20 protein-coding genes, 1 tRNA gene and 1 pseudogene are annotated in these 21663 nt (G+C 69.3%); 11 read left to right on the top strand and 11 right to left on the bottom strand.

The window, feature by feature from the left end:
• Positions 1–3: 3 nt before the first annotated feature.
• Genes FGX59_RS27120 through cynS form a run of 3 tightly spaced genes read left to right on the top strand, consistent with a single transcriptional unit; the run spans position 4 to position 3120 of the window.
• Positions 4–852, top strand: coding sequence for a formate/nitrite transporter family protein (locus tag FGX59_RS27120; RefSeq protein WP_138470256.1), 849 nt, complete (start codon positions 4–6; stop codon positions 850–852).
• Positions 853–912: 60 nt separating this feature from the next.
• Positions 913–2634, top strand: a complete 1722-nt coding sequence (locus FGX59_RS27115; protein WP_138470255.1) for a bifunctional protein-serine/threonine kinase/phosphatase — start codon at positions 913–915, stop codon at positions 2632–2634.
• An 18-nt stretch (positions 2635–2652) separates the two neighbouring features.
• Positions 2653–3120: a cyanase gene (gene cynS, locus FGX59_RS27110; protein ID WP_138470254.1), complete on the top strand. Its 468-nt coding sequence runs from the start codon at positions 2653–2655 to the stop codon at positions 3118–3120.
• Here the strand turns inward: cynS and FGX59_RS27105 are convergent, their stop codons facing one another.
• The 4 genes from FGX59_RS27105 to FGX59_RS27090 all read right to left on the bottom strand — a co-directional run bounded on the left by FGX59_RS27105 (position 3121) and on the right by FGX59_RS27090 (position 7332).
• Positions 3121–4365 (bottom strand): MFS transporter, encoded by a 1245-nt coding sequence (locus tag FGX59_RS27105; RefSeq protein WP_138470253.1) that lies wholly within the window; start codon positions 4363–4365, stop codon positions 3121–3123.
• Between the two features lie 468 nt (positions 4366–4833).
• Complete coding sequence (locus FGX59_RS27100; protein WP_138470252.1) at positions 4834–5451, bottom strand: queuosine precursor transporter; 618 nt, start codon at positions 5449–5451, stop codon at positions 4834–4836.
• A 129-nt stretch (positions 5452–5580) separates the two neighbouring features.
• A complete protein-coding gene (locus FGX59_RS27095) occupies positions 5581–6540 on the bottom strand; it encodes a glutathione S-transferase family protein (protein WP_138470251.1) in 960 nt (319 codons plus the stop codon).
• A 3-nt stretch (positions 6541–6543) separates the two neighbouring features.
• A complete protein-coding gene (locus tag FGX59_RS27090; protein WP_138470250.1) occupies positions 6544–7332 on the bottom strand; it encodes a VOC family protein in 789 nt (262 codons plus the stop codon).
• Positions 7333–7470: 138 nt separating this feature from the next.
• On the opposite strand from FGX59_RS27090, the gene FGX59_RS27085 reads away from it, so the two are divergent.
• Positions 7471–8394 carry a LysR family transcriptional regulator gene (locus FGX59_RS27085; protein WP_138470249.1) on the top strand — a complete coding sequence of 308 codons (924 nt, stop codon included), beginning with the start codon at positions 7471–7473 and terminating at the stop codon, positions 8392–8394.
• A gap of 357 nt (positions 8395–8751) precedes the next feature.
• Positions 8752–9588: pseudogene (locus FGX59_RS27080) on the top strand (IS5 family transposase).
• Positions 9589–9848: 260 nt separating this feature from the next.
• On the opposite strand, the gene FGX59_RS27075 reads toward FGX59_RS27080, so the two are convergent.
• From FGX59_RS27075 to metF, 4 genes are all read right to left on the bottom strand, one after another.
• A complete protein-coding gene (locus FGX59_RS27075; protein ID WP_138470248.1) occupies positions 9849–11900 on the bottom strand; it encodes an ABC transporter substrate-binding protein in 2052 nt (683 codons plus the stop codon).
• A gap of 98 nt (positions 11901–11998) precedes the next feature.
• A tRNA-Leu gene (locus FGX59_RS27070) sits at positions 11999–12082 on the bottom strand.
• Positions 12083–12170: 88 nt separating this feature from the next.
• A complete protein-coding gene (locus FGX59_RS27065; protein ID WP_240722744.1) occupies positions 12171–12593 on the bottom strand; it encodes a PaaI family thioesterase in 423 nt (140 codons plus the stop codon).
• A gap of 111 nt (positions 12594–12704) precedes the next feature.
• A complete protein-coding gene (gene metF, locus FGX59_RS27060; protein WP_138470246.1) occupies positions 12705–13574 on the bottom strand; it encodes a methylenetetrahydrofolate reductase [NAD(P)H] in 870 nt (289 codons plus the stop codon).
• Positions 13575–13680: 106 nt separating this feature from the next.
• Between metF and FGX59_RS27055 the strand changes: the two genes are divergently transcribed.
• Positions 13681–14601, top strand: coding sequence for a LysR family transcriptional regulator (locus FGX59_RS27055; protein ID WP_138470245.1), 921 nt, complete (start codon positions 13681–13683; stop codon positions 14599–14601).
• A gap of 19 nt (positions 14602–14620) precedes the next feature.
• Here the strand turns inward: FGX59_RS27055 and FGX59_RS27050 are convergent, their stop codons facing one another.
• The gene (locus tag FGX59_RS27050) at positions 14621–15187 is read right to left on the bottom strand and encodes a carboxymuconolactone decarboxylase family protein (RefSeq protein WP_138470244.1); all 567 of its coding nucleotides are present in this window, start codon (positions 15185–15187) and stop codon (positions 14621–14623) included.
• 139 nt (positions 15188–15326) lie between these two features.
• On the opposite strand from FGX59_RS27050, the gene FGX59_RS27045 reads away from it, so the two are divergent.
• Together FGX59_RS27045 and FGX59_RS27040 are read left to right on the top strand one after the other, a co-directional pair.
• Positions 15327–15935 (top strand): TetR/AcrR family transcriptional regulator, encoded by a 609-nt coding sequence (locus FGX59_RS27045; RefSeq protein ID WP_138470243.1) that lies wholly within the window; start codon positions 15327–15329, stop codon positions 15933–15935.
• 91 nt (positions 15936–16026) lie between these two features.
• Entirely contained in the window at positions 16027–16818 is a 792-nt protein-coding gene (locus FGX59_RS27040; RefSeq protein WP_138470242.1) for an inositol monophosphatase family protein, read from the top strand.
• An 11-nt stretch (positions 16819–16829) separates the two neighbouring features.
• On the opposite strand, the gene FGX59_RS27035 is transcribed toward FGX59_RS27040, so the two are convergent.
• Together FGX59_RS27035 and FGX59_RS27030 are read right to left on the bottom strand one after the other, a co-directional pair.
• On the bottom strand, positions 16830–17201 hold the full coding sequence (locus FGX59_RS27035) for a GFA family protein (RefSeq protein WP_138470241.1): 372 nt from the start codon (positions 17199–17201) through the stop codon (positions 16830–16832).
• A gap of 2 nt (positions 17202–17203) precedes the next feature.
• Positions 17204–17995, bottom strand: a complete 792-nt coding sequence (locus FGX59_RS27030) for a rhomboid family intramembrane serine protease (protein ID WP_138470240.1) — start codon at positions 17993–17995, stop codon at positions 17204–17206.
• 140 nt (positions 17996–18135) lie between these two features.
• Here FGX59_RS27030 and FGX59_RS27025 point away from each other — a divergent pair, with 140 nt between their 5' ends.
• The 3 genes from FGX59_RS27025 to FGX59_RS27015 all read left to right on the top strand — a co-directional run bounded on the left by FGX59_RS27025 (position 18136) and on the right by FGX59_RS27015 (position 21598).
• Complete coding sequence (locus tag FGX59_RS27025) at positions 18136–18702, top strand: tetratricopeptide repeat protein (RefSeq protein WP_171060850.1); 567 nt, start codon at positions 18136–18138, stop codon at positions 18700–18702.
• An 87-nt stretch (positions 18703–18789) separates the two neighbouring features.
• Complete coding sequence (locus FGX59_RS27020; RefSeq protein WP_138470238.1) at positions 18790–20427, top strand: thiamine pyrophosphate-binding protein; 1638 nt, start codon at positions 18790–18792, stop codon at positions 20425–20427.
• Complete coding sequence (locus tag FGX59_RS27015) at positions 20411–21598, top strand: CaiB/BaiF CoA-transferase family protein (RefSeq protein ID WP_138470237.1); 1188 nt, start codon at positions 20411–20413, stop codon at positions 21596–21598. The genes FGX59_RS27020 and FGX59_RS27015 overlap by 17 nt, the downstream gene beginning before the upstream one ends.
• Positions 21599–21663 lie beyond the last annotated feature (65 nt).

Here is a 21663-nt window from a genome sequence, read left to right as displayed (position 1 = left end):
CATATGTCGTATATCGCTCCGAAGGAATTCGCGGCCAAGATGGTCGATGCCGGCGAATCCAAGATCTTCATGTCCACCAAGGACACCCTGATCCGCGCCTACATGGCCGGCGCCATCCTGGCGCTCGCCGCCGCCTTCGCGGTGACCATCGCGGTCAATACCGGCAACTTCCTGGTTGCCTCGCTGCTCTTCCCGGTCGGCTTCTGCATGCTCTACCTGCTGGGCTTCGACCTCCTGACCGGCGTCTTCACCCTGGCGCCGCTCGCGGTCATCGCCAAGCGCCCGGGCTGCACCTGGGGCGGCGTCCTGCGCAACTGGGGCCTCGTCGCCCTGGGCAATTTCGGCGGCGCGATGACCGTCGCGCTCTTCATGGCGATCATCTTCACCATGGGCTTCTCGACCGAACCCAATGCCGTCGGCCAGAAGATCGGCAAGATCGGCGAAGCGCGCACCCTGGGCTATGCCGCGGCCGGCTCCGCGGGCCTGCTGACCGTCTTCATCCGCGCCGTGATGTGCAACTGGATGGTCTCCACCGGCGTCGTCGCGGCGATGATGTCGAACTCGGTCTCGGGCAAGATCATGGCGATGTGGATGCCGATCCTCGTCTTCTTCTACCTGGGCTTCGAGCACTCCATCGTGAACATGTTCCTGTTCCCCTCGGGCATCATGCTGGGCGGCCAGTTCACCTGGGGAGACTACCTGATGTACAACGAGATCCCCGTTGTCCTCGGCAACCTGGTGGGCGGACTGACCTTTGTCGGCGGCATGATCTACGCCACCCACTTCAAGGAAAGCCCCAAGCGGAACGCCGCTGCGCAGGCCAATGCCGACTACCAGGTCGCGGCCGAATAATCGAGCAGAGCGCAGGGTCCCGCCTCCGGCGGGGCCCGCATCCGTTTCCGGAGACCCCGAATGCTGCAGGACATCCGCCACAGCTCGCCCCTGGCCGTTACCATCGGACAATGCTCGGCAGCGGGGCCGAAGCCGGAGAACCAGGATTTCCACGGCGCCCTCGTCCCCGGCGGGACCGTCCTGGCGCTGAAGGGCATCGCCGTCGCCATTGCCGACGGGATCGGCAGCAGCCGCCATGGCCGCGAAGCCGCCGAGACCGCAGTCGGCGCGATGATGACCGACTATTTCGCCACGCCCGATGCCTGGACCGCCGAGCATTCCGCGCGGAAGGTGATCGCGGCGACCAATTCCTGGCTGTGGAGCCGCAACCGCGGCCTGGCCGATATCGACCACGGCCATGTCGCCACGCTCTCGGCGCTGATCCTGAAGGGGCGCGAGGCGCATGTGCTGCATGTCGGCGACTGCCGCATCGCCCGGGTCGCCGGGCTGAGCCTGGAGCCGCTGACCCGCGACCACCATGCCCCGGAGGCCGAGACCCGGCAGCTGTCCCGCGCGCTCGGCGCCGCGGAGACGGTGGAGATCGACCACTGCCGCCTGGCCATCGCCCCGGGCGACATCTTCGTGCTGACCTCCGACGGCGTGCACGAGGCGCTGAAGCCGCGCGAGATCGCCCGGCTGGCCGCCTTCCTCGACCCCCAGCCCGCCGCCGAGCAGATCCTGCGCGCCGCGCTGGCCGCCGGGGGCACCGACAATGCCACCGTGCAGGTGGTGCGCATCGACCGCCTGCCCGAGGCCCCCGCCGCGCTTGTGCCCGAGTTGGCCGACCTGCCGGTGCCCGCGCTGCCCGCCCCGGGCACGAAGCTGGACGGCTACCGCATCATCCGCCAGATCCATGCCAGCGCGCGCAGCCATGTCTTCCTGGCCGAGGCGCCGGACGGGACGCGGGTCGCGCTGAAGATCCCCTCGCGCGAGCTGGCCGCCGACCCGGTGCTGCTCGGCCGCTTCGTGATGGAGGAATGGATCGCCCGCCGGGTCTCCTCGCCGCATGTGGTCCGCGCCGCCCCCGTGCCGGGGCTTCGCAGCGCCCTCTATGTCGTCACCGAGCTGGTCGAGGGCACCACGCTGCGCCAGTGGATGACCGACAATCCCCGCCCCGGCCTGGCCGAGGCCAGAGGCATCGCCGGGCAGATCGCCCTGGGGCTGCGCGCGCTGCACCGCCGCCAGATGATCCACCAGGATCTGCGCCCCGAGAATGTCATGATCGACCCGGACGGCACCGCGAAGATCATCGACCTGGGCTCCGTCACCGTCGCGGGCGTCGAGGAGGCGGCGCCGGGGCTTCTGGGCGAGATGCCCGGCACCTTCCAGTACACCGCGCCCGAATACCTTTCCGGCGACGCGGTCAGCTGGCGCTCCGACCAGTTCGCGCTGGCGGTGATCCTCTACGAGATGCTGACCGGCCGGCTGCCCTATGGCGCCCAGGTGGCGCGGGTGCGCTCGCGCACCGACCAGCGGCGGCTGGCCTACCGCCCGGCGCGCGACGACGAAAGCAGCGTGCCCGACTGGATGGACGCGGCGCTGGCGCGCGCCTGCCATCCCGACCCGCTGCGCCGCTACGATGCGCTCGGCGAATTCACCGCCGACCTGGCGCGCCCGGCACCGGGCTGGCGCGCGAAGCACGCCAAGCCGCTGATCGAGCGCAACCCGGTCCGTTTCTGGCAGGCCGTCTCGGCGATGCTCGCCCTGGCCTGCCTTGTCCTTGCCGTCACCCGTGGCGGCTGATCCCGAAGGAGGAAGACCATGAAAGACCTGGCAACCAACGGCCTCTTCACCAAGGAAGATGCCACCGCCGCCATCCTCGTGGCCAAGAAGAAGGCCGGGCTGAAATGGGAGGAGATCGCCGAGAAGATCGGCATGAACCCGGTCTGGACCCATTCCGCCTGCATGGGGATGAACGCCTTCCCGCCGGAGAAGGCCGAGGCGATCGCCGCGCTCCTGGAGCTGCCCGAGGGCGCGGCGGAGGCGCTGACCGAGAGCCCGACCAAGATCTGGCAGCAGACGGTGCCGACCGATCCCTGCATCTACCGCTTCTACGAGATCGTCGGCGTCTACGGGCCCACGCTCAAGGCGCTGATCCACGAGGAATTCGGCGACGGCATCATGTCGGCGATCGATTTCGACATGTCGGTCACCCGCGTGCCGCATCCCAAGGGCGACCGCGTCAAGGTGGAGATGTCGGGCAAGTACCTCGCCTACAACGCCTGGTGATCACCGCGCGCCATGCGCGAGCCGCGCCGCCTCGGGCAGGCGGCGCAGGCGCAGCATCGCCCAGGCCCCGGTGACGGGGCCGGGCAGCAGGATCAGGAAGGCCCATTGCCAGCCGCCGAGCGCTTCGGCCATCAGCGGCACGATCCAGATCGCGAAGATCGTCAGGCCGAAGCCGATCCCCATCTGCAGCGTCAGCGCCGTGCCCACCAGCCGCGCATCGGCCAGCTCGGTCACCGCGGCCGAGAACTGCGCGCTGTCGCCGATCACGCTCATCCCCCAGATCACCGCGATGGCCAGCAACAGCCAGCCCGGCCCGTCGAAGGCGAAGCCGATCAGCACCGCGCAGGTCCCCGAGACGATCATCATCCCCGCCGTCGTCAGGCAGCGGCCGATCCGGTCCGAGAGCCAGCCGCCGATCAGGCAGCCGGCCACGCCCGAGGCGACGACGATGAAGGCCAGAAGCGAGGGCGTCCCCGCCGGGAACGGGCTCAGCCCGGTCTCTGCCGCCGCGGTGCCGAAGGCGAGGATCCAGGCCCACATCGCGTAGAGCTCCCACATATGGCCGAAATAGCCCAGATTGGCGAGGAAGACCGGCCGGTCGCGCAGCACGCGCAGCGCCTGGTGCGGATCGAAGCTGGCGCGGCCGAAGGCATGGGGGCCCTCGTGGACGAGCAGCGCGAAGATCGCGGCGCTGCCCAGCGTCAGGGCCGAGGTGGCGATCACCACCGCCTGCCAGGCGATGCCGTCGGTCAGGCTGCGGATCAGGTGCGGCATCGACGAGCCGAAGGTCAGCGCGCCGATCAGCATGCCGAGCGCCAGCCCCCGCCCGGTGCGGAACCAGGTCGCCATCAGCTTGACCGCGGGGGGGTAGACCCCGGCCAGCGCCACGCCGGTCGCCGCCCGCGCCAGGATCGCCAGCGTCGGCGTCGGCGCCACCAGGAGCGACAGGTTGGCCGCCGCCGCCAGCAGCGCGGCGATGGTCATCAGCCGCTGCATCCGCATGATGTCCGGCAGGTTCACCAGCGAGGAGGCGAGCGCCCCGGCGACGAAACCGCCCTGCACCGCATTGGTCAGCCAGGCCGCCTCGCCCGGGCCGAGCGCCCAGGCGGCGACGAGTTCGGGCAGGATCGCGGTGGCCGAGAACCATGTGGTCATCACCCCCACGACGCCCGTGCAGATCAGCGCCAGCATGCGCCAGCGCCCGGCCTCGCCTGCCGCCGCTGCGGCGGTCCCCTGATCGGTCATGCTGCCCTCCTCCGGTCCGGTCCCCTGCCGGCCTCCCGCTCGCGGCCATGGTCGCGGGCGGAGGCGGCAGGGGCAAGCCCGACCATCCTCCCGGTCGGTCACGGCTGCGTCGGCCCGGGCGGGCATTCTGAAACATCCCGCGCCGCGGGGCGCGCCCTGCCCCGCCGCGGCCGGGCTGCAGCGCATCCCGCAGGCCGGCCGGATCCGGCGGGCGCAAACGAAGAAAGGGCCGCCTCAATAGGCGACCCTTCCGAGAGTTTGGAGGCAGGCCGGTTAAGACCTGACGGTCAACTGCGGTCCGCGACCTTTCGGGGATTGCCCCTAGGTGCGGCCCTCCGCAGCTGTTCCGACCTCATTCTCCAGGTTCTCTCTCGACACTGGATCACCTCCTTTCATTTGTTTCATCCTGAGATCAGGCTGCCATGGAAGGAGTTAATCACAAATTAAAAAGCGCGTTCTGGGGGTCACTCAGGCGTGATCTGCATAACGAGCAGTCAAAGCGCGGAACGGAATCAGCGCGACGAGTGCCAGCGAAAGTTTCACCATCCAGTCCGCTGCGGCAAGGGAAATCCACAACGGGACCTCCGGACCGGCGCCGAGCAGGGGAATCACCTCGTTCGCCCAGGCGGTGTCATTGCCCGGCTCGAGGAAGGACAGGCCCGAGGAGAAGGCGACCGAGAAGAAGATCGCGGTGTCGAGCGAGGAGCCGATCAGCGTCGAGGCCAGCGGCGCGCGCCACCAGGCGCCTGCGCGCATCCGGTCGAAGACGGCGACATCCATCAGCTGCGCGGCCAGGAAGGCCAGCCCCGACCCCAGCGCCACGCGGAAGGTGACGAGCGGGCCGAATTCGCCGACGATCTGGCTGCCCACCAGCGAGCAGAGGATCCCGACCGCGAAACCCGCCCAGACGATGCGGCGCGCGTCGCGCGGCCCGTGGAGGCGGTTGGTCAGGTCGGTGACCAGGAAGGCGAAGGGATAGGTGAAGGCGCCCCAGGTCAGCCATTGGCCGAAGAGGTGCTGCACCAGGATGTTCGAGGCGACGACGATGGCCGCCATGGCAAGGATGCCGGGCAGAAGGCGTGACATGATCTGTGATCCGTTTTGGCAAGGTCGCGGAGACTTGTTCCCGGACCGCGCCCGGGACAGGCTCCGCTAGCCGCTCCGGCCCGGTTTTGCAAGGGCCGAAGTGCCAGAATGTCGCAGACCGGGCCCCGATCAGGCCAGCAGCGCCTCGATATCGGCGGGGCCGACCGGGCGGATGCCCGAGGGGTTCAGCGCCTTGATCGAGTAGTAGCCGCGGGTGATGTGGTCCATGTTGACCGTCTCGCGCACGCCCGGAAGCGCCAGCACGCGGGCGGTATAGGCCTTCAGCCGCGGATAGTCGGCGATGCGGCGGCGGTTGGTCTTGAAGAGCCCGTGATAGGCCGCGTCGAAGCGGATCAGCGTCACGAAAAGCCGGATATCGGCCTCGGTGAAGCGCGCGCCGAATAGCCAGTCGCCCTCCCCCAGCCGCTCTTCCAGCGTGTCGAGCGTCTCGAAGACGCCGGCCACCGCCTCGTCATAGGCCTCCTGCGAGGAGGCGAAGCCGGCCTTGTAGACGCCGTTGTTCAGCGTGTCGTAGACCTGCGCGTTCAGCGCGTCGATCTCCGGCCCCAGATCCTCCGGATAGAGCCGCACCGAGGAGGGCACGATCCCCTCGAAGGCCGTGTCGAACATCCGGACGATATCGGCGCTCTCGTTGCTGACCATCGTGTCCGTCCTGGTGTCCCACAGCACCGGCACCGTCGCCCGCCCGGTATAGTGCGGATCGGCGCGGGTATAGAGCTGGTGCAGGTGATGCGCCCCGAAAAGCGGGTCCTCGTCCGCGCCGTCATAGCCGCCGAAGGCCCAGCCCTCGTCCCCGAGCGTCGGATTGACCACCGTCACCGGGATCAGGCTGTCGAGCCCCTTGAGCTTGCGGGCGATCAGCGTGCGCGAGGCCCAGGGGCAGATCAGCGCGACATAGAGCCGGTAGCGCCCGGCCTCCGCCTTGAAGCCGCCCGTCCCGGACGGCCCGGCCGAGCCGTCCGGGGTGATCCAGTTGCGGAAGGACGACACCTGCCGCACGAAGCGGCCCTTGCCGTCGGCCTTCTGCACCGGGTGCCAGTCCTTGGTCCATTTTCCGTCGACGAGCATCGTTCAGGCCTCCTTCGGGGTGATGTCGAATTCCGTGCCCCACGGATCGCGGAGCGTGGCTGCGGCGCGGCCGGTGCCGTCGAGGATCTCGACCGCGGCCAGGCCGGTGGCGGGGAACTGGCGCACCGGCGCGTTGCGGCTGTTCCAGATATTCCCGGCCAGATGATGATGGTACCCGCCCGAGCCGAAGAACAGCGCGCCGGGATACTTGCTGGTCACGTCGAAGCCGAGTTCGCCGGAGATGAACTCCTGCGCCTGCGGCAGCGCGCCGGCCTGCAGGTGGACATGGCCGACCACCGTGCCCTCGGGCGCGCCCGCCCAGGGGGCGATGGCGGCGGCGGAAAGGCTCTCCAGGTCGAGCGGATCGGTGCTCATCCGCACCAGCCCGCCCTTCACCTCCCACGCGGCGCGCGGGCGGTCGACATAGATCTCGATGCCGTTGCCCTCGGGGTCGGCCAGATAGAGCGCCTCGCTGACCAGGTGGTCCGAGACGCCGTGCAGCCCGATGCGGTTCTCCGCGGCAAAGCGCAGCCAGGCGCCGAGATCGGCGCGCTCGGGCAGCAGGAAGGCGGTGTGGAAGAGCCCGGCCTCGCGGCGCGAGGATTTGCGGGCCGCCCTGTCGCGGCGCAGCTCGACCAGCGTGCGGCCGCCCGCGCCATAGCGCGCGCTTTCGCCGTCGCGGCCCATCGGCGCCAGGCCGAGGACGGTCTCGTAGAAATTGCCGGTGCGGTCCAGGTCATGGACAGTCAGGGACACCCGGCCGATCTCCAGCGGTGCAGAAGCAGTGGACATGGTCTGTCTCCTTGCGGGGCCGCCCCGGGGGCGGCGATGCGTGATTGCGTCGAGAGCTAAATGGACCTTGCGGCGCCTGAATGAAATCGCGATTATGGCGTATATCTATCTATGATTTGTTCCCAATAGAGGCTGGACATGGATCTGATCGACGGGCTGCGCGCCTTCGTGGCCACCGCGCAGAGCGGTTCCTTCACCGCCGCGGCCGAGCGGCTGGGCATGTCGAACCGGCTGAGCTCGAAATATGTCGGCGAGCTGGAGACCCGGCTGGGCGTGCGCCTGCTGCAGCGGACCACCCGCAAGGTCGGCATCACCCCGGCGGGCGAGCGGCTGCTGGCCCGGGCGCCGGCGCTTCTCGACGAGCTCGACGCGATGATCGGCGATGTCACCGAGGACACGCGCGGCTTTTCCGGCGTGATCCGGGTCTCGGCGCCGGTGACTTTCGGCGAGATTTTCGTGCGCGACCTGCTCGGCCGGTTCTGCACCGAGCATCCCGATCTGGTGGTCGATCTCAGGCTCGACGACGCCCATGTCGACCTGGCCTCGGACGGGATCGACCTGGCCTTCCGCATCGGCCAGCCCGATGTCGCCGCGCTGACCGTACGCCGGCTGGGCCAGATCGGCAGCCGCCTTGTCGCCGCGCCCGCCTATCTCGAGGTCCATGGCCGCCCGGCCCGTCCCGCCGATCTGCCGGCGCATCGCTGCATCATCGACACCAACCGACGTGCGGCCGACCGCTGGGTGTTCCGCGGCGCCGATGGCGAGCATGTGATCCACGTCCCGGGACGGATGATGGCCAATAGCGCGCGGGTGGTGCGCGACCTCGCCATGTCGGGCCAGGGCATCGCCTTCCTTCCGGATTTCGTGCTGCATGACGCGCTGGCGGCCGGACAGCTCGAACCGCTGCTCGGCGATTATTCCTGCGACACGATCCCGGTCAGCGCCGTCTGGCTGGAGGGCCGCAGCCTGCCGCGCAAGGTCCGCGCCCTGGTCGATTTCGCGCGCCGCGACTTCGCCGAGCTGCTGCGCGGCACCGGACCGGAAACCGGGACGCGCTCCTAGGGGAAACCTGTGGGACCGGTCGAATTGCCCCCTCGCGGGTGTTCGAAGGACGGATGCCCGTGCGCAGACGCCGTCGCGTCCACGGCCCTGGTTTCAAGCGCCAGGACGGCGCAACGCGCAACGCGCATGCAAACCGCCACGACCTGTCGCGCAACCCGGTCCGCATCCGGATCGGGACGGCGGATGCCGGCGCTTTCGAGGTATAGCAACGGCTTGCTCCACATCGGTTCGAGACCAAGGCCCGCGCGCGGCGGCCGGGCAGAAAGCCGAAGACAAAGCCCGGATCGCTGCGATCGAGCAGATGGCGGACCGCCAGGCCATGTTGGCAAAAGGGATCCACAGCCGGGCACTTCCGTCATTCAAGATCACCGTCACAGCGGAGGTGATCTTGGCGCGTCAGCGGATGTTCGACGGGAATGGCGGTTCTTCGAGTATTTCATACGCGATCCGTGCCCTGAACGTCGGCAAGCCATTTGGTCATCGCCTTGTTCTCGGTGCATATTCTGGATTTCCGGAACCGGAGCCCCCTAGCGAGATCTGCCAGAGGAATTCGGCACGTGAGGGTCCGTCTACCGCCAGTTCCGGTACTGGGCACAGGCCGCGCTGTGGGAGAGCATCCTGGCGCTTCTCAACGACAGCGACCTCGCTCCCGCCCGGGTCCAGATGATCGACGATGAGGCGCAAGCACCATTGGTCCGAGCCCAGCACCGAATGACATCTCGCGCCCATCAATAGGCCGCGGGCGCTAAAGGGGGACCGAAAAGGAAGGTTTCGGCCGTTCCCGTGACGGCTTCACGACCAAGGTCCACCTCCGGGCAAACGGTGCGGGCTGCCGATGTGCCGCGAGATCACCGGCGGGGAGACAGCCGATGTGGAAGGGGTCGACCTGATGATGACGAAGGTTTTGCCGTGATCTGCATATTAGCTTGCCGACAAGAGCTCGGATGTCGGCAAGATACGGGGAAAGCGGGAAGAATGCCGGATCCCTGTGGCGACCCCGATGCGGCGCAATCACGAGGAATGCGCGTCGTCGAGAGGGACTTCTACCGCTGGCGCAACATGGCCGAGCGTTGCTTTTCCAGGCTAAGCCAGTTCCGCTGGGTGGCCTAGCGTCGCGACGAGACCGCGCTGAGTTTCCTCGGCTCTTTCGACATCGCGTCCGTCCGAATCCGGCTGCGCCTTTTGTCAACATGACCCAGTTCGGCGACCCTACCCGACCGAGAAGCCCGATGGCGTCGGCGAAACGCAGCCTTCCGCCGGACATCGCCGGGTTCTGCATGGCGCGGGGCGCCGACCTGGGACATCACGCCCAGAACAAGCCCGCGCCTTTTGACGGACCGCGGCCTCGGCCGAGGCCAAGCCCCTGCACGATCCGTATCAAGACGTGCCGCCGGACAGGACGTTCCGGACAGCCTCGCCCGGGCGGTGCACGGGAAATTTGCGGCCCGCACCGGTCAGGATGCGCGGCGCAGTCCGGACGCCACCGGTGCGTAGAGGCCGCCGCGGCCGAGTTCGGTCAGGAAGACCGCCTGCGTGCCGGTATTCTCGCCCGGGCCGTAGCGCAGGCGGAAACCGCCGATATCGAGCTCCGTGCGGCGGGCGAAAACCGTCTGCAGGAAGGTCTCGCGCCGCGGATCGGTGCCCGCGCGCTCAAGCATCTCGCAGAGGACGCGGCCGGTCAGGTAGCCTTCGAGCACCGCGAAATCCGGCTTGGCGCCGCGGCCGAACCGCTCCAGCGCGGCATTGCACTGCTTCACCAGCTGGCTGGCCCGGTCCGAGGGGCTCGGCACGACCTGGCTGACCACCACGCCCTCTCCGGCCTGCCCTGCCTGGCGGGCGAATTCCGCCGCGCCGACAAAGGAGATCGTCGCCAGATGCGCCTCGATCCCCGCCTCGCGCAGGGCGGTGGCGAATTTCGCCGTCGGGCCCGCCGTGCCGGCCATGAAGACCAGCTTCGGCGCCGCGGCGGTGATGATGCGGACCGCCTCGGACACGTCGCCGGTGGTGCGGTCATAGGGGGCGAGATGGCGGATCGCGCAGCCGCGGGCTGCCAGGGGCTTCTTCAGCGCCTCGCTGACCGCCAGGCCGTAGGCATCGGCCTGGAAGAAGAGCGCGCAGTCATCGAGCCCGCCGGCAGTCTCGAAATGGCGCACCAGCGCATCCGCCTCGTCGCCATAGGAGGCGCGGGTATTGACCACATGGCTGCGCTCGCGCGTGCGCAGGAAGCCGGTGCCGGTCACCGGGCCGACGAAGGGCACCCGGCCGCCGCGGGCGATCCGCTCGCTGAGCTTCGAGGTCGGGGTGCCGACGGCGCCGACCAGGCCGAAGATCTCGCCGCTGCGCACCAGGGACCGGACGTTGTCCAGCGCCTTGTCGGGATCGTAGCCGTCGTCGATCGCGCGCAGCACCGGCATGCGGCCATGGATGCCGCCCGCGGCCGCGGCCTCGGCGAAGGCGACCTCGATCCCGGTGCGCGTGCCCGTGCCGAGCGAGGCCACCGCGCCGGAGAATGGCGCCGACTGGCCGAAGGTCACCGCGTCGGCGGTGATGCCGGGCTCGGCCGAGATGTAGCGGGCGAAATCCTCGGTCTTGCGGCTGAGCCGCCCGGCCTCTTCCTGGATGGCGCGGATCCGCGATTCCGCCTGGGCGAGCTGCCGTCCGGAGGCCTCGGCGCCTTCGGTGATGTCCTTGGTCGCCGCCACCTGCCGGTCGATCGCCTCGATCGTGTCGGAGGTCGTGCTGGAGACGCTCTCATTGGCGTCCTTGATGGCGCGCACCGCCTCGGTCATGCTGTTGGCCGCGCCCTGCATGCCCTCGGCGGTCTGCTTGATCCGCTGCGCCGCCTCGGAGGTGTGGTTCGACAGCGTCTTGACCTCCTGCGCCACCACCGAGAAGCCGCGGCCGAAATCGCCCGCGCGCGCTGCCTCGATGCTGGCATTGAGCGCCAGCAGGTTGGTCTGGAAGGAGATCGAATCGATCAGCTCGACGATCTCGACGATCTCGCGCGCGGCGGCCTGCACGTCGGCGGTGATCTTGATCGCCGCATCGGCGCGGCTGGCCGCGAATTTCACGCTTTCGCTCGACGAGGCCGCCTGTTCAATCACCGCCTCGATCGCGGTGCGGATGCCCTCGGTCTTCTCGACCATGTCGCGGACCGAGGCGACGGCGGATTCGGTGGCGCGCGTGCCCTCCTCGCCGCGGGCGATCAGGTCGGTGACGACCTTGCCCACCGTGCCCGAGAAATTCTGCGAGATCTCGCGCATCTGGCTGCGCCGCTTGATCTCGAATTCGCCCTCGCCGACAGTCTGGACCTCGTTCTGGCGGCTGAGCTTGACATGGGCGGCGCGCAGCTGCTCGACCAGCAGCGCCAGCGGATGCAGGACCGAGCCTTCGGGCGGCAGTTCCAGCGGCTGTACCGACTCCTCGACCAGGAGCTTGCGCAGCCCTGCCGCCAGCAGATCGATTTCGCCGATCAGCGCCCCAGGCGCCTGTTCCCGGTCTTCCATGCCCTGTCCACTCCTCCGGCGGACCAGTCCTGTCCGCCAGACCCTTGTGGCACCGATCCGTTAATGATCGCTTTTCGGGGACGCGCCGCAGGAAGGCATGGTACGGGCGGCGGGACTCGAACCCGCACGGCTTGCGCCTGGAGATTTTAAGTCTCCTGTGTCTACCATTCCACCACGCCCGCGCAGTGCCGGTTCTGTAGCGGCCCCTGCCGGCTAGGACAATGGTTCTTGGTTAATGCCGGGTAAAGACCGCCGTCGCAGCGGTCCCGATCAGGGGGTCAGGTTGATGCAGGTGGTCGAGCCGGTGGCATAGAGCTTGCCGTCCTCGACGCCGCGGATCTCGGCGGTCGAGACCCCGGTGCGGCGGCCGACATGGCTGATGATCCCGGTCGCGCGGACCTGCATGCCCAGCGGGATGCCGCGGGTGATATTGACCTTGAATTCCAGCGTCGGCGCCGAGAATCCCTCGCCCAGGCAGGACACGATGGCGAAGCCCAGCACAGTGTCCAGAACGACGCCGTACCAGCCGCCCTGCACCTGGCCGAACGGGTTCAGGTGGTCCTCGGTCGGACGGGCGAGAAGTTCGACGCGGCCCTTCTCGGCGGCGGAGACGCGGCCGTTGATCAGTCCGCGGATCGGCGCTTCGGGCAGGCGGCCGTCGACCACCGCCAGGAGAAAGTCGAGGCCGGTCATCCCGGCCCGCTCTTCGGCACTCACCGTACCGTATCGCAACGCTCTTTCGCTCATGCGTCCCGGCCTAGCAGGGAAAGCGGCGCCTGGCGACGGCAAAGGCGCCGCAGCCCCTCAGGCGACGTCTTCGAGCGTCGCCTTGGGATGCACGCCGAGCGCGGCGCAGATGTCGCGGCTGAGCGTCGGCTTGTTGAGCGTGTAGAAATGCAGATCCTCGACGCCCTCCGCCATCAGCTCGCGGCAGAGCTTGATGCAGAGCTCCTTCGACAGCTCCTCCTCGCGGCCCTCCGCCCCGGCGGCGGTGAAGGCCTCGTCGAGCCAGGCCGGAACCGGCGTGCCGCAGCGCTGCGCGAATTTCTTCACGCCCGCCCAGTTCTCGATCGGCAGGATGCCCGGGATGATCCGGCCGGTGATTCCCGCCTCGCGGCAGCGGTCGCGGAAGCGGAAGAAGGTGTCGGCCTCGAAGAAGAACTGGGTGATCGCCGAATCGGCCCCGGCCTCGAACTTCTTCGCCAGCCAGCGGACATCGGCCATGGTGTCGCCCTTGGCCTCGGGATGGGGGTCCGGATAGGCGCCGACGCGCAGGGTGAACTTGCCGGTCTCCTTCAGCGCGGCGATCAGCTCGCAGCTGTCGCGGAAGCCCTCGGGATGCGGCGTGAAATGGTCGGCGCCCTTGGGGGGATCGCCGCGCAGCGCGACCAGCTCGGTCACGCCGGCCTCGGCATAGGAGGCAGCGATTTCAAGGGTTTCCTCGCGGCTCGCATCGACGCAGGTCAGATGCGCGGCGACGTTCAGGCCGTAGTTCTTCCCGATCGTCGTGACCGCCTCGTGGGTCAGCTTGCGGGTGGTGCCGCCCGCCCCGTAGGTGACCGAGACGAAGCTCGGCGCCAGCGGGGCCAGGGTCCGCACCGTGTCCCACAGCCGGAACGACGCCTCCAGCGACCGGGGCGGGAAGAATTCGAACGACACGCGGGGCGCGGACATGGGCATTTCTCCTCTGGGGGTTTCGCGGCTTATAGCCCTCGACATCACTGTGAGGCAAATTCATAATACTAAAGATCAAGATGAGCCGCATTTGAAGTAGGCCCGCATGCACCTGGAATTCCGGCACCTGAAAACCATCAAGGCGATCCATGACGCGGGCGGCCTGGCCCGGGCGGCGGACATGCTGAACATCACGCAATCGGCGCTGTCGCACCAGATCAAGGGGCTGGAGGAACAGGCCGGGGTGGAGCTGTTCGTGCGCCGCTCGCGGCCGCTGAAGCTCTCGGCGGCGGGGCACCGCCTGCTGCGGCTGGCCGAGAAGATCCTGCCCGAGGTGGCGGCCGCGGAAGAGGATTTCCGCTCGCTGCGCTCCGGCAAGTCGGGGCGGCTGCACATGGCCATCGAGTGCCACGCCTGCTTCGAATGGCTGTTCCCGGTGCTGGAGGAATTCCGCAAGTCCTGGCCCGATGTCGATGTCGACATCCGCCCCGGGCTGAGCTTCGGCGCCCTGCCCGCGCTGCAGAAGGAGGAGGTCGACCTGGTCGTCTCCTCCGATCCCGAGACGCTGGCGGGGGTCAGCTTCGAGCCGCTCTTCGACTACAATCCCGTCTTCGTCGCCTCCGCGTCGCATCCGCTGGCGGCAAAGCCCTGGGTGGAAGCGGCGGATTTCCGCGACGAGCTGCTCATCACCTATCCGGTGGAGCGCTCGCGGCTCGACGTGTTCTCGCAGCTCCTGACCCCGGCCGGGGTGGAGCCGCGGGCGCTGCGGCAGGTGGAGCTGACGGCGGTGATCCTGCTGCTGGTCGCCTCCAATCGCGGCGTGGCGGTGCTGCCCGACTGGGTGGTGCGCGAGGTGCGCTACAATTCCGACTACGTGACCCGCCCGCTGACCCGGGCCGGGATCACCCGGCGGCTCTATGCGGCGGTGCGCACGGACGAGCTGGAGAAGCCCTATGTCGCCGACGTGCTGCGGCTGGCGCGCACGGTGGCGCCGCGGCTGAGGGGCGAGGCCGACCCGGTCGGCTGAGGGCCGGCCCCGCCGCGGATCAGGCCGGCTCGGGCGCGCGGCGGTCCCAGGCGAACTTGGCGAAGGGCGCGTCGACCGGCGTCTGGGCGACGTGGTTGACGTAGTTGCTCATCACCTTCTGCGCGATGCCGAGGATCACCTCCAGCACGTGCTTGCGGGTGTAGCCCGCCGCGAAGAAGGCCTGCATCTCGTCATCGCTGACGACGCCGCGGCCGCGGACCATGGCGAGGGTGAAGCCGCGCAGTGCCTCCAGCTTCGCGTCGGGCAGCGGCGCCTCGGTCCGCAGCGCCTCGATGACTTCCGGATCGACCCCCATGCGGTGGGCGATGCCGGTATGGGCGGGCACGCAGTAATGGCAGGCATGCTCGACATTGATCGCCAGCCAGACGGTGTTCAGCTCGGCCGGGGTGAAGCTGGTCTCCTGGAAGCGGATATGCGCCAGCTGGTAGACCTCGAGCAGCTGCGGGCTCTCGGCCATGGTGGCGGTCAGGTTCGGGAGCATGCCGAACATGGCGATGGCATTCTCGACAAGCGGCTTCGAGGCCTCGGGTGCAGTCTCGAGGGTATGGCGGGTGAATTCGGCCATGGGGGAGGATCCTTTCGGGATGGCCGCCGGTGAACTCCGGCGTCCCCGCAAGCTGGGTTCCTTTGAGCAATTGCTCAAACCACAATTGAGTGATCGCTCAATCTTGCCGCCCCGGCAGCGCGGGACTAAATAGGCCGACATGACGCGCGCCGCCCCCTATGACCGGGATCTGGCCCTGGACCGGGCCATGCAGCTCTTCTGGAGCCAAGGCTACCATGCGACCTCGCTGAAGGACATCGAGGCCGCTCTCGACATGCGCCCGGGCTCGATCTACGCCGCCTTCAAGAGCAAGGACGGACTCTTCCGCCTGGCATTGGCGCGGTACTACCGGCGGATGATGGAGGTCTTCGACGACCGCCTCGCTGCCGCGGAATCGCCGCTCGAAGCGCTGGCGGACTGGCTGCGCTTCCATGTCGAGATCCGCCTCGACGACCCTGCCCCGCCTGCCTGCATGCTGGCCAAGACCTCGCTGGAGCTCGCCGATATCGACGGCGAGGCCGGGGCCGAGGCCCGCGCCTATCTGCGCGAGGTGGCCGAGCGCTTCGCCGCGGTCTTCGCCCTCGCCCGCGCCCGCGGCGAGCTGCCCGACAGTGCCGATCCCGAGCGGCTGGCGCGGCTCCTGCAGGCGAAGATCATGGGGCTGACCGTCTTCCTGCAGCGCGAGGCCGACCCGCAGGCACTGCGCCAGCTGGCCGACGACCTGGCCGACGAGGTGCTGGCCCTGCGCCACCCCGGCAAGGCGGCCTGAGCGCCACGTCCGCCGCTTGCGGGGAGAGCGCCCTTGCCCCTTCGCGCCCGAGCGTGTAGGTCGCTGGCCTGATTCCCAGGAGACGTGAGAGATGCAGGGCAGCGCCAACCTCAATATCATGATCAAGGCTGCGCGCCGGGCCGGGCGCTCGCTTGTCAAGGACTTCCGCGAAGTGGAGAACCTCCAGGTCTCTTCCAAGGGCGCGGGAGACTTCGTGTCGAAGGCCGATATCGCCGCCGAGGAGATCCTCAAGGAGGAGCTCATGGAAGCGCGGCCGAACTACGGCTGGCTCGGCGAGGAGACCGGCGAGACCGAGGGCACCGACCCGACCCGCCGCTGGATCGTCGACCCGCTCGACGGCACCACCAACTTCCTGCACGGCCTGCCGCACTGGGCCGTCTCGATCGCGCTGGAGCACAAGGGCGAGATCGTCGCCGGCGTGATCTTCGACGCGGCCAAGGACGAGATGTACATGGCCGAGAAGGGCGCCGGCGCCTGGATGAACAGCCAGCGCCTGCGGGTCTCGGACCGCTCGCGGATGATCGAGTCGGTCTTCGCCACCGGCATCCCCTTCGGCACCCAGCCCTACCTGCCCGCCGCGCTGCAGGACCTCGCCCGGCTGATGCCGCAGGTCGCGGGCGTGCGCCGCTGGGGCGCTGCCTCGCTCGATCTCGCCTATGTGGCGGCCGGGCGCTATGACGGCTATTGGGAGCGCGGGCTGCACCCTTGGGACATGGCCGCGGGGCTCCTGCTGGTCAAGGAAGCCGGCGGCTTCGCCGAGCCGATCCTGCCCGGCGCCGACCTGATGGGCCGCGGCGGCGTGGTCTGCGGCAATGGCGTGGTCTTCGACACCTTCGCCAAGGTGATCCGCGAGCGCGCCTGAGGCGCGCGCCGCTACTCTGCGTCGGGCAGCCGGTCCGAGGGGTGATTCACCCCGTCGGACCAGGGCTGCAGGCCCAGCCCGGAGGGGTTCACCCCCTCCAGCGTGCCCAGGTTGATCCCGTATTTCGTCGGATCCGACCGGCGGCGGTGATGGGTGTATATCCCGCAGACCGAGCAGAACCAGTGCTGCGCCGTGCCGGTCCCCCAGCTGTATTGCGTCAGCACCTCCTGCCCTTTCAGCACCCGCAATCCGTCGAGCGGCGCCGAGACGGTCGCCGCCCCGCGCCTGCGGCAGAAGCTGCAATCGCAGCGCTGCGCGCTCTCCAGCGTCTGGCAGAGCTCCACCTCCAGCTCCACGGCGCCGCAATGGCAGGTTGCTTTCATGGTCATTTCCGGGGACGTCCTTTCGTTGCGGGAATGCGGGTGAGGCTGCGCGTCCGGGCACGCACCGCCGGGATCGCCGTGCGCGCCATGCGGTAGCTGGCCTGCGGATGCGGCGGGCGGCCTCCGGCGCGGTCCCAGAAGCGCGGGCCGCCGCGGGCGAGGAAGACCGGCAGCATCAGCACCGCGCCGATGACGAACCCGCCGGCATGCGCCCAGTAGGCCACCCCGCCCGTCCCGGCCGTCGCCGCCAGCCCGTTGAAGAGCTGCAGCACGAACCAGAAGCCCAGCACGAACCAGGCCGGGACCGGGATGATCCGGATGAAGACGATAATGATGAAGAGAATGTCGATCCGCGCCTTGGGAAACAGCAGCAGGTAGCCGCCCATCACCCCGGCGATCGCCCCCGAGGCGCCGACCAGCGGCAGGGTCGATCCGGGATCCGCCGCCACCTGCGCCAGCCCGGCGGCCACGCCGCAGGCGAGATAGAAGCCCAGATAGCCCAGATGGCCGAGCTGGTCCTCGAGATTGTCGCCGAAGACATGCAGGAACAGCATGTTGCCGATGATGTGCATCCAGCCGCCATGCAGGAACATCGAGGTCAGCAGCGTGTAGGCCCCGTCGCCCTGCAGGATCCGCGCCGGGATCACCGCATAGCCGGCATAGAAGCTCATCAGCGCCCGCGGATCGCCGAAAAGCGGCAGCGTTGCCAGGAAGATCGCCACATTCGCCGCGATCAGCGCGTAGTTGACGACGGGCAGCCGCCCCGGCGGGTTATGGTCGCGGATCGGGAACATGGGCGATACCTGCGCCCTGCCCCTGCCGCGGTCAATACGGGGCTGATTTTTTCAGCCGGTCCCCGGTCCGGGAGAAAAGTTGATCTGCCTGCGTGTAACGGTTTCTTGACAGAATCCGCGGAGTGTCGCCGACTATGGCCATGCGACATTTCACCATCCCCCTCCTCCTCTTCCTTGCCGCCGCGCCGGGCGCGCGGGCTGCGCAGACGGAAACCGGGCCGAGCTGCCCGCCGCCGATGGAATTTGCCGAACGCAAGGCCGACCTCCTGGCCGAGCTGCAGGAAACGCGCAGCCGCGCGGACGGGCTCTACCTGACCCGCCACCTGGTCGGCATCTTCGCCACCGCCCCCAACCGCGAGGCGCAGAAGCTGCTCGACAAGGGCATCTCGCTGCGCCAGGCCCATGCCGCGGCGGCCGGCGAAACGCTCGACGCGCTGATCGCCTACTGCCCCGACTTCGCCGAGGGCTACCACCAGCGCGCCCTGCTGCATCAGGAGGATGGCGACCTCGACGCCGCCCTCGCCGATCTCGACCGCGCGCTGGCGCAGGCCCCGGACCATGTCGCGGCGCTCGCGCGGCGGGTGCAGGTGCTCTCCGCCCTCGGCCGCGCCGAGGAGGCCACGGAGGCAGGCGACCGGCTGAGCGGGCTCAATCCCTGGATGCCGGTGGAGATGCTGGAACCCGAGACGCCGGGAACGCTGCTCTGAGCGGCTGAAACACGGCTCTCTGCGGCGTGACCTTCCGCGCGCGCTTGGCGCTGGCCAAGCCCGGATCCGCGGCTTACTCCTTGGGGCATGACCGACGAGACCGCCCTCCCGCCGAGCACGCCCGCAGACATCCTCGCCCGCCGCCTCCATGCGGCCGGGGTGCGCCACGCCTTCGGCATGCCGGGCGGAGAGGTGCTGAGCTTCGTTGCCGCACTGGAGCGCGCGGGCATCGAATTCGTCCTCGTCAAGCACGAGAATTCCGGCGGCTTCATGGCCGAGGCGGTGCATCACCGGACCGGCGCCCCTGCGCTGCTGGTGGCGACGCTGGGCCCGGGCGCGCTGAACGCGATCAATGTCGTCGAGAATGCGCGCCAGGACCGCGTGCCGATGATCGTCGTGACCGGCGCGGTCGATGCCGACGAGGCCCAGAGCTACACCCATCAGGTGCTCGACCAGCAGGCGGTGTTCCGCACGGTGACGAAGGGCAGCTTCTCGATGACCGCCGGGGCCGCCGACGTGACCGCCGCCAAGGCGCTGGCGCTGGCGCTGGCCCCGCGGCAGGGGCCGGTCCATGTCGACCTGCCGATCCGCGTCGCCGACATGGCCGCCGATCCGGCGCCCTGGCCCGCCCCGCCCGCGCCGCTGCCCGCGGCCCCTGCCCCGTCGCCCGGGCTCGACACGGCGCGCGCCTGGCTCGCCGATGCCGAGCGCCCGCTGGCGATTGCCGGGCTCGACGTGCTGGCGGAACCCGGCGCGGCGGAGGCGGTGGCGCGGTTCTGCACCGCCCATGGCGTGCCGCTCGTCACCAGCTACAAGGCCAAGGGCGTGCTGCCCGAGGACCATCCGCTCAGCCTCGGCGGCGCCGGGCTCTCGCCCCTGGCCGACCGGACGCTTCTGCCGCTGGTGGCCGCGGCCGATCTGGTGCTCTGCCTCGGCTATGACCCGATCGAGATGCGCACCGGCTGGCGCAATCCCTGGGATCCGGCGGAGAAGCGGGTGATCGAGATCGCCCATGTCCGCAACGACCATGGGATGCATGCCGCCGGGATCGAGATCGTCGCGGGCGTCGCGCCCTCGCTGGCGGCGCTGTCGCGCGACGTGACGCCCCGGCGCACCTGGCCCGCGGGCGAACCGGCAGCGGCCCGCGCGGCGCTGGCCCGCGCCTTCCCGCGCGATGCGCTCTGGGGCCCGGAGGCGGTGATCGCCACCTGCCGCGAGATCCTGCCCGGGGACACCCTGGCCACCGCCGATTCCGGCGCGCACCGCATCCTGCTGTCGCAGATGTGGGCGTGCTCCGAGCCGAAGGGCCTGACCCAGTCGACCGGCTTCTGTACCATGGGCTGCGCCCTGCCGCTGGCGATCGGCGCCAAGCTGGCCGAGCCCGGCCGCGTGGTCGCGGGCTTCATGGGCGATGCGGGCTTCCTGATGGTCGCGGGCGAGCTGGCCACCGCGGCCGAGCGCGGCCTGGCGCCCATCTTCGTCGTCTTCGCCGATGCCGAGCTGGCGCTGATCGAGCTGAAGCAGCGCCAGCGGCAGCTGCCGCGCGCGGGCGTCAGCTTCGGCCGCCATGATTTCGCCGCCATCGCGCGCGCCTTCGGCGGCGAGGGCCATACCGTGACCAACCGCCTGGAGCTGGCCGAGGCGCTGCGCGCCGCGCTGGCCTCCGAGTGCTTCACGGTGATTTCCGCTGTCATTCCGGGGGGGAGCTATGACGGACGCATCTAGGGGGGCGCTCGAGGGCGTCGTCATTCTCGATCTCAGCCGGATCCTCGCCGGACCGACCTGCACGCAGCTTCTGGGCGATCTCGGCGCCACGGTCTGGAAGGTCGAGAACCCGGCCACCGGGGGCGACGACACCCGCGCCTGGGGCCCGCCCTTCGTCGAGGACGCAGAGGGCGCGCGGACCGATCTGAGCGCCTACTATCTCTGCGCCAACCGCAACAAGTCCTCGATCGCGCTCGATCTCGGGACCGAGGAGGGCCGGGCCACCGCCGCGAAGCTGGCCGCCCGCGCAGATATCGTCATCGAGAACTGGAAGCCCGGCAGCCTGGCGAAATACGGGCTCGACCACGGCACGCTCTGCGCGCGGCATCCCGGCCTCGTCTACTGCTCGATCTCGGGCTACGGCCAGACCGGGCCGAACCGCGACAAGCCGGGCTACGACCTGATGGCGCAGGGCTATGGCGGGATCATGAGCCTGACCGGCGAGCCCGGGGGCCAGCCGATGAAGGTCGGGGTCGGCATCGCCGACGTGATGTGCGGCATGTACGCGGCCATCGGCATCCTCGCCGCGCTGCGCCACCGCGACCGCACCGGCGAGGGCCAGCATATCGACCTCAGCCTGGTCGACAGCCAGATGGCCTGGACGATCAACGAGGGCACCAACTACCTGCTCTCCGGCAAGGTGCCCGAGCGGCGCGGCAACCAGCATCCCAATATCGTCCCCTATGGCGTTTTCGAGGCGCAGGACGGCCATGTCATCGTCGCGGTCGGCAATGACGGCCAGTTCGCCCGGTTCTGCGACGCTTTCGGGCTGGAGGCGCTGACCGGGGATCCGCGCTTTGCCACCAATCCGGCGCGGATCACCCATCGCGAGGCGCTGCTGGCGCTGATCTCCCCCGCCCTGGCGGAGGTGCCCGCTGCCGGGATCGTCGAAAGGCTTGAGGCGCGCAAGGTGCCGGTCGGACCGATCCACGACATGGCGCAGGTCTTCGCCTCGGACCAGGCGGCGGCGCGCGGCATGCTCGTCGAGATGGAGAGCCGCCACGGCCCGCTGCGGCTGATCGGCAATCCGCTGAAACTGTCGCGGACCCCGGTGCGCTATGCCAAGGCGCCGCCCTCCTGCGGCGAGGACAGTGAAACAATCCTCGCTGCGCTAGCCGCCGATTCGGACTGACCCAGCGTCACGTTTTCCCGTTTTGCCCTGTATTCCGGACCACTTCGGTCCGGTTTGGTTTCAGG

It is taken from the genome of Poseidonocella sp. HB161398 (assembly GCF_005870025.1).
Classification (GTDB): Bacteria; Pseudomonadota; Alphaproteobacteria; order Rhodobacterales; family Rhodobacteraceae; genus Mangrovicoccus.
The sequence above is the reverse complement of the archived record's forward strand: the minus strand, read 5'-3'. Positions and strand labels throughout refer to the sequence as shown.

Coding starts and splice junctions, on each gene's coding strand:
- FGX59_RS27015 (WP_138470237.1), top strand. CDS start 20,411: ATGACGGACGCATCTAGGGGGGCGCTCGAGGGCGTCGTCATTCTCGAT.
- FGX59_RS27040 (WP_138470242.1), top strand. CDS start 16,027: ATGCAGGGCAGCGCCAACCTCAATATCATGATCAAGGCTGCGCGCCGG.
- cynS (WP_138470254.1), top strand. CDS start 2,653: ATGAAAGACCTGGCAACCAACGGCCTCTTCACCAAGGAAGATGCCACC.
- FGX59_RS27065 (WP_240722744.1), bottom strand. CDS start 12,593: ATGACCGGCCTCGACTTTCTCCTGGCGGTGGTCGACGGCCGCCTGCCC.
- FGX59_RS27095 (WP_138470251.1), bottom strand. CDS start 6,540: ATGCTCGTCGACGGAAAATGGACCAAGGACTGGCACCCGGTGCAGAAG.
- FGX59_RS27050 (WP_138470244.1), bottom strand. CDS start 15,187: ATGGCCGAATTCACCCGCCATACCCTCGAGACTGCACCCGAGGCCTCG.
- FGX59_RS27085 (WP_138470249.1), top strand. CDS start 7,471: ATGGATCTGATCGACGGGCTGCGCGCCTTCGTGGCCACCGCGCAGAGC.
- FGX59_RS27090 (WP_138470250.1), bottom strand. CDS start 7,332: ATGTCCACTGCTTCTGCACCGCTGGAGATCGGCCGGGTGTCCCTGACT.
- FGX59_RS27115 (WP_138470255.1), top strand. CDS start 913: ATGCTGCAGGACATCCGCCACAGCTCGCCCCTGGCCGTTACCATCGGA.
- FGX59_RS27055 (WP_138470245.1), top strand. CDS start 13,681: ATGCACCTGGAATTCCGGCACCTGAAAACCATCAAGGCGATCCATGAC.
- FGX59_RS27120 (WP_138470256.1), top strand. CDS start 4: ATGTCGTATATCGCTCCGAAGGAATTCGCGGCCAAGATGGTCGATGCC.
- FGX59_RS27075 (WP_138470248.1), bottom strand. CDS start 11,900: ATGGAAGACCGGGAACAGGCGCCTGGGGCGCTGATCGGCGAAATCGAT.
- FGX59_RS27045 (WP_138470243.1), top strand. CDS start 15,327: ATGACGCGCGCCGCCCCCTATGACCGGGATCTGGCCCTGGACCGGGCC.
- FGX59_RS27100 (WP_138470252.1), bottom strand. CDS start 5,451: ATGTCACGCCTTCTGCCCGGCATCCTTGCCATGGCGGCCATCGTCGTC.
- FGX59_RS27105 (WP_138470253.1), bottom strand. CDS start 4,365: ATGACCGATCAGGGGACCGCCGCAGCGGCGGCAGGCGAGGCCGGGCGC.
- FGX59_RS27025 (WP_171060850.1), top strand. CDS start 18,136: ATGCGACATTTCACCATCCCCCTCCTCCTCTTCCTTGCCGCCGCGCCG.
- FGX59_RS27030 (WP_138470240.1), bottom strand. CDS start 17,995: ATGTTCCCGATCCGCGACCATAACCCGCCGGGGCGGCTGCCCGTCGTC.
- metF (WP_138470246.1), bottom strand. CDS start 13,574: ATGTCCGCGCCCCGCGTGTCGTTCGAATTCTTCCCGCCCCGGTCGCTG.
- FGX59_RS27035 (WP_138470241.1), bottom strand. CDS start 17,201: ATGAAAGCAACCTGCCATTGCGGCGCCGTGGAGCTGGAGGTGGAGCTC.
- FGX59_RS27020 (WP_138470238.1), top strand. CDS start 18,790: ATGACCGACGAGACCGCCCTCCCGCCGAGCACGCCCGCAGACATCCTC.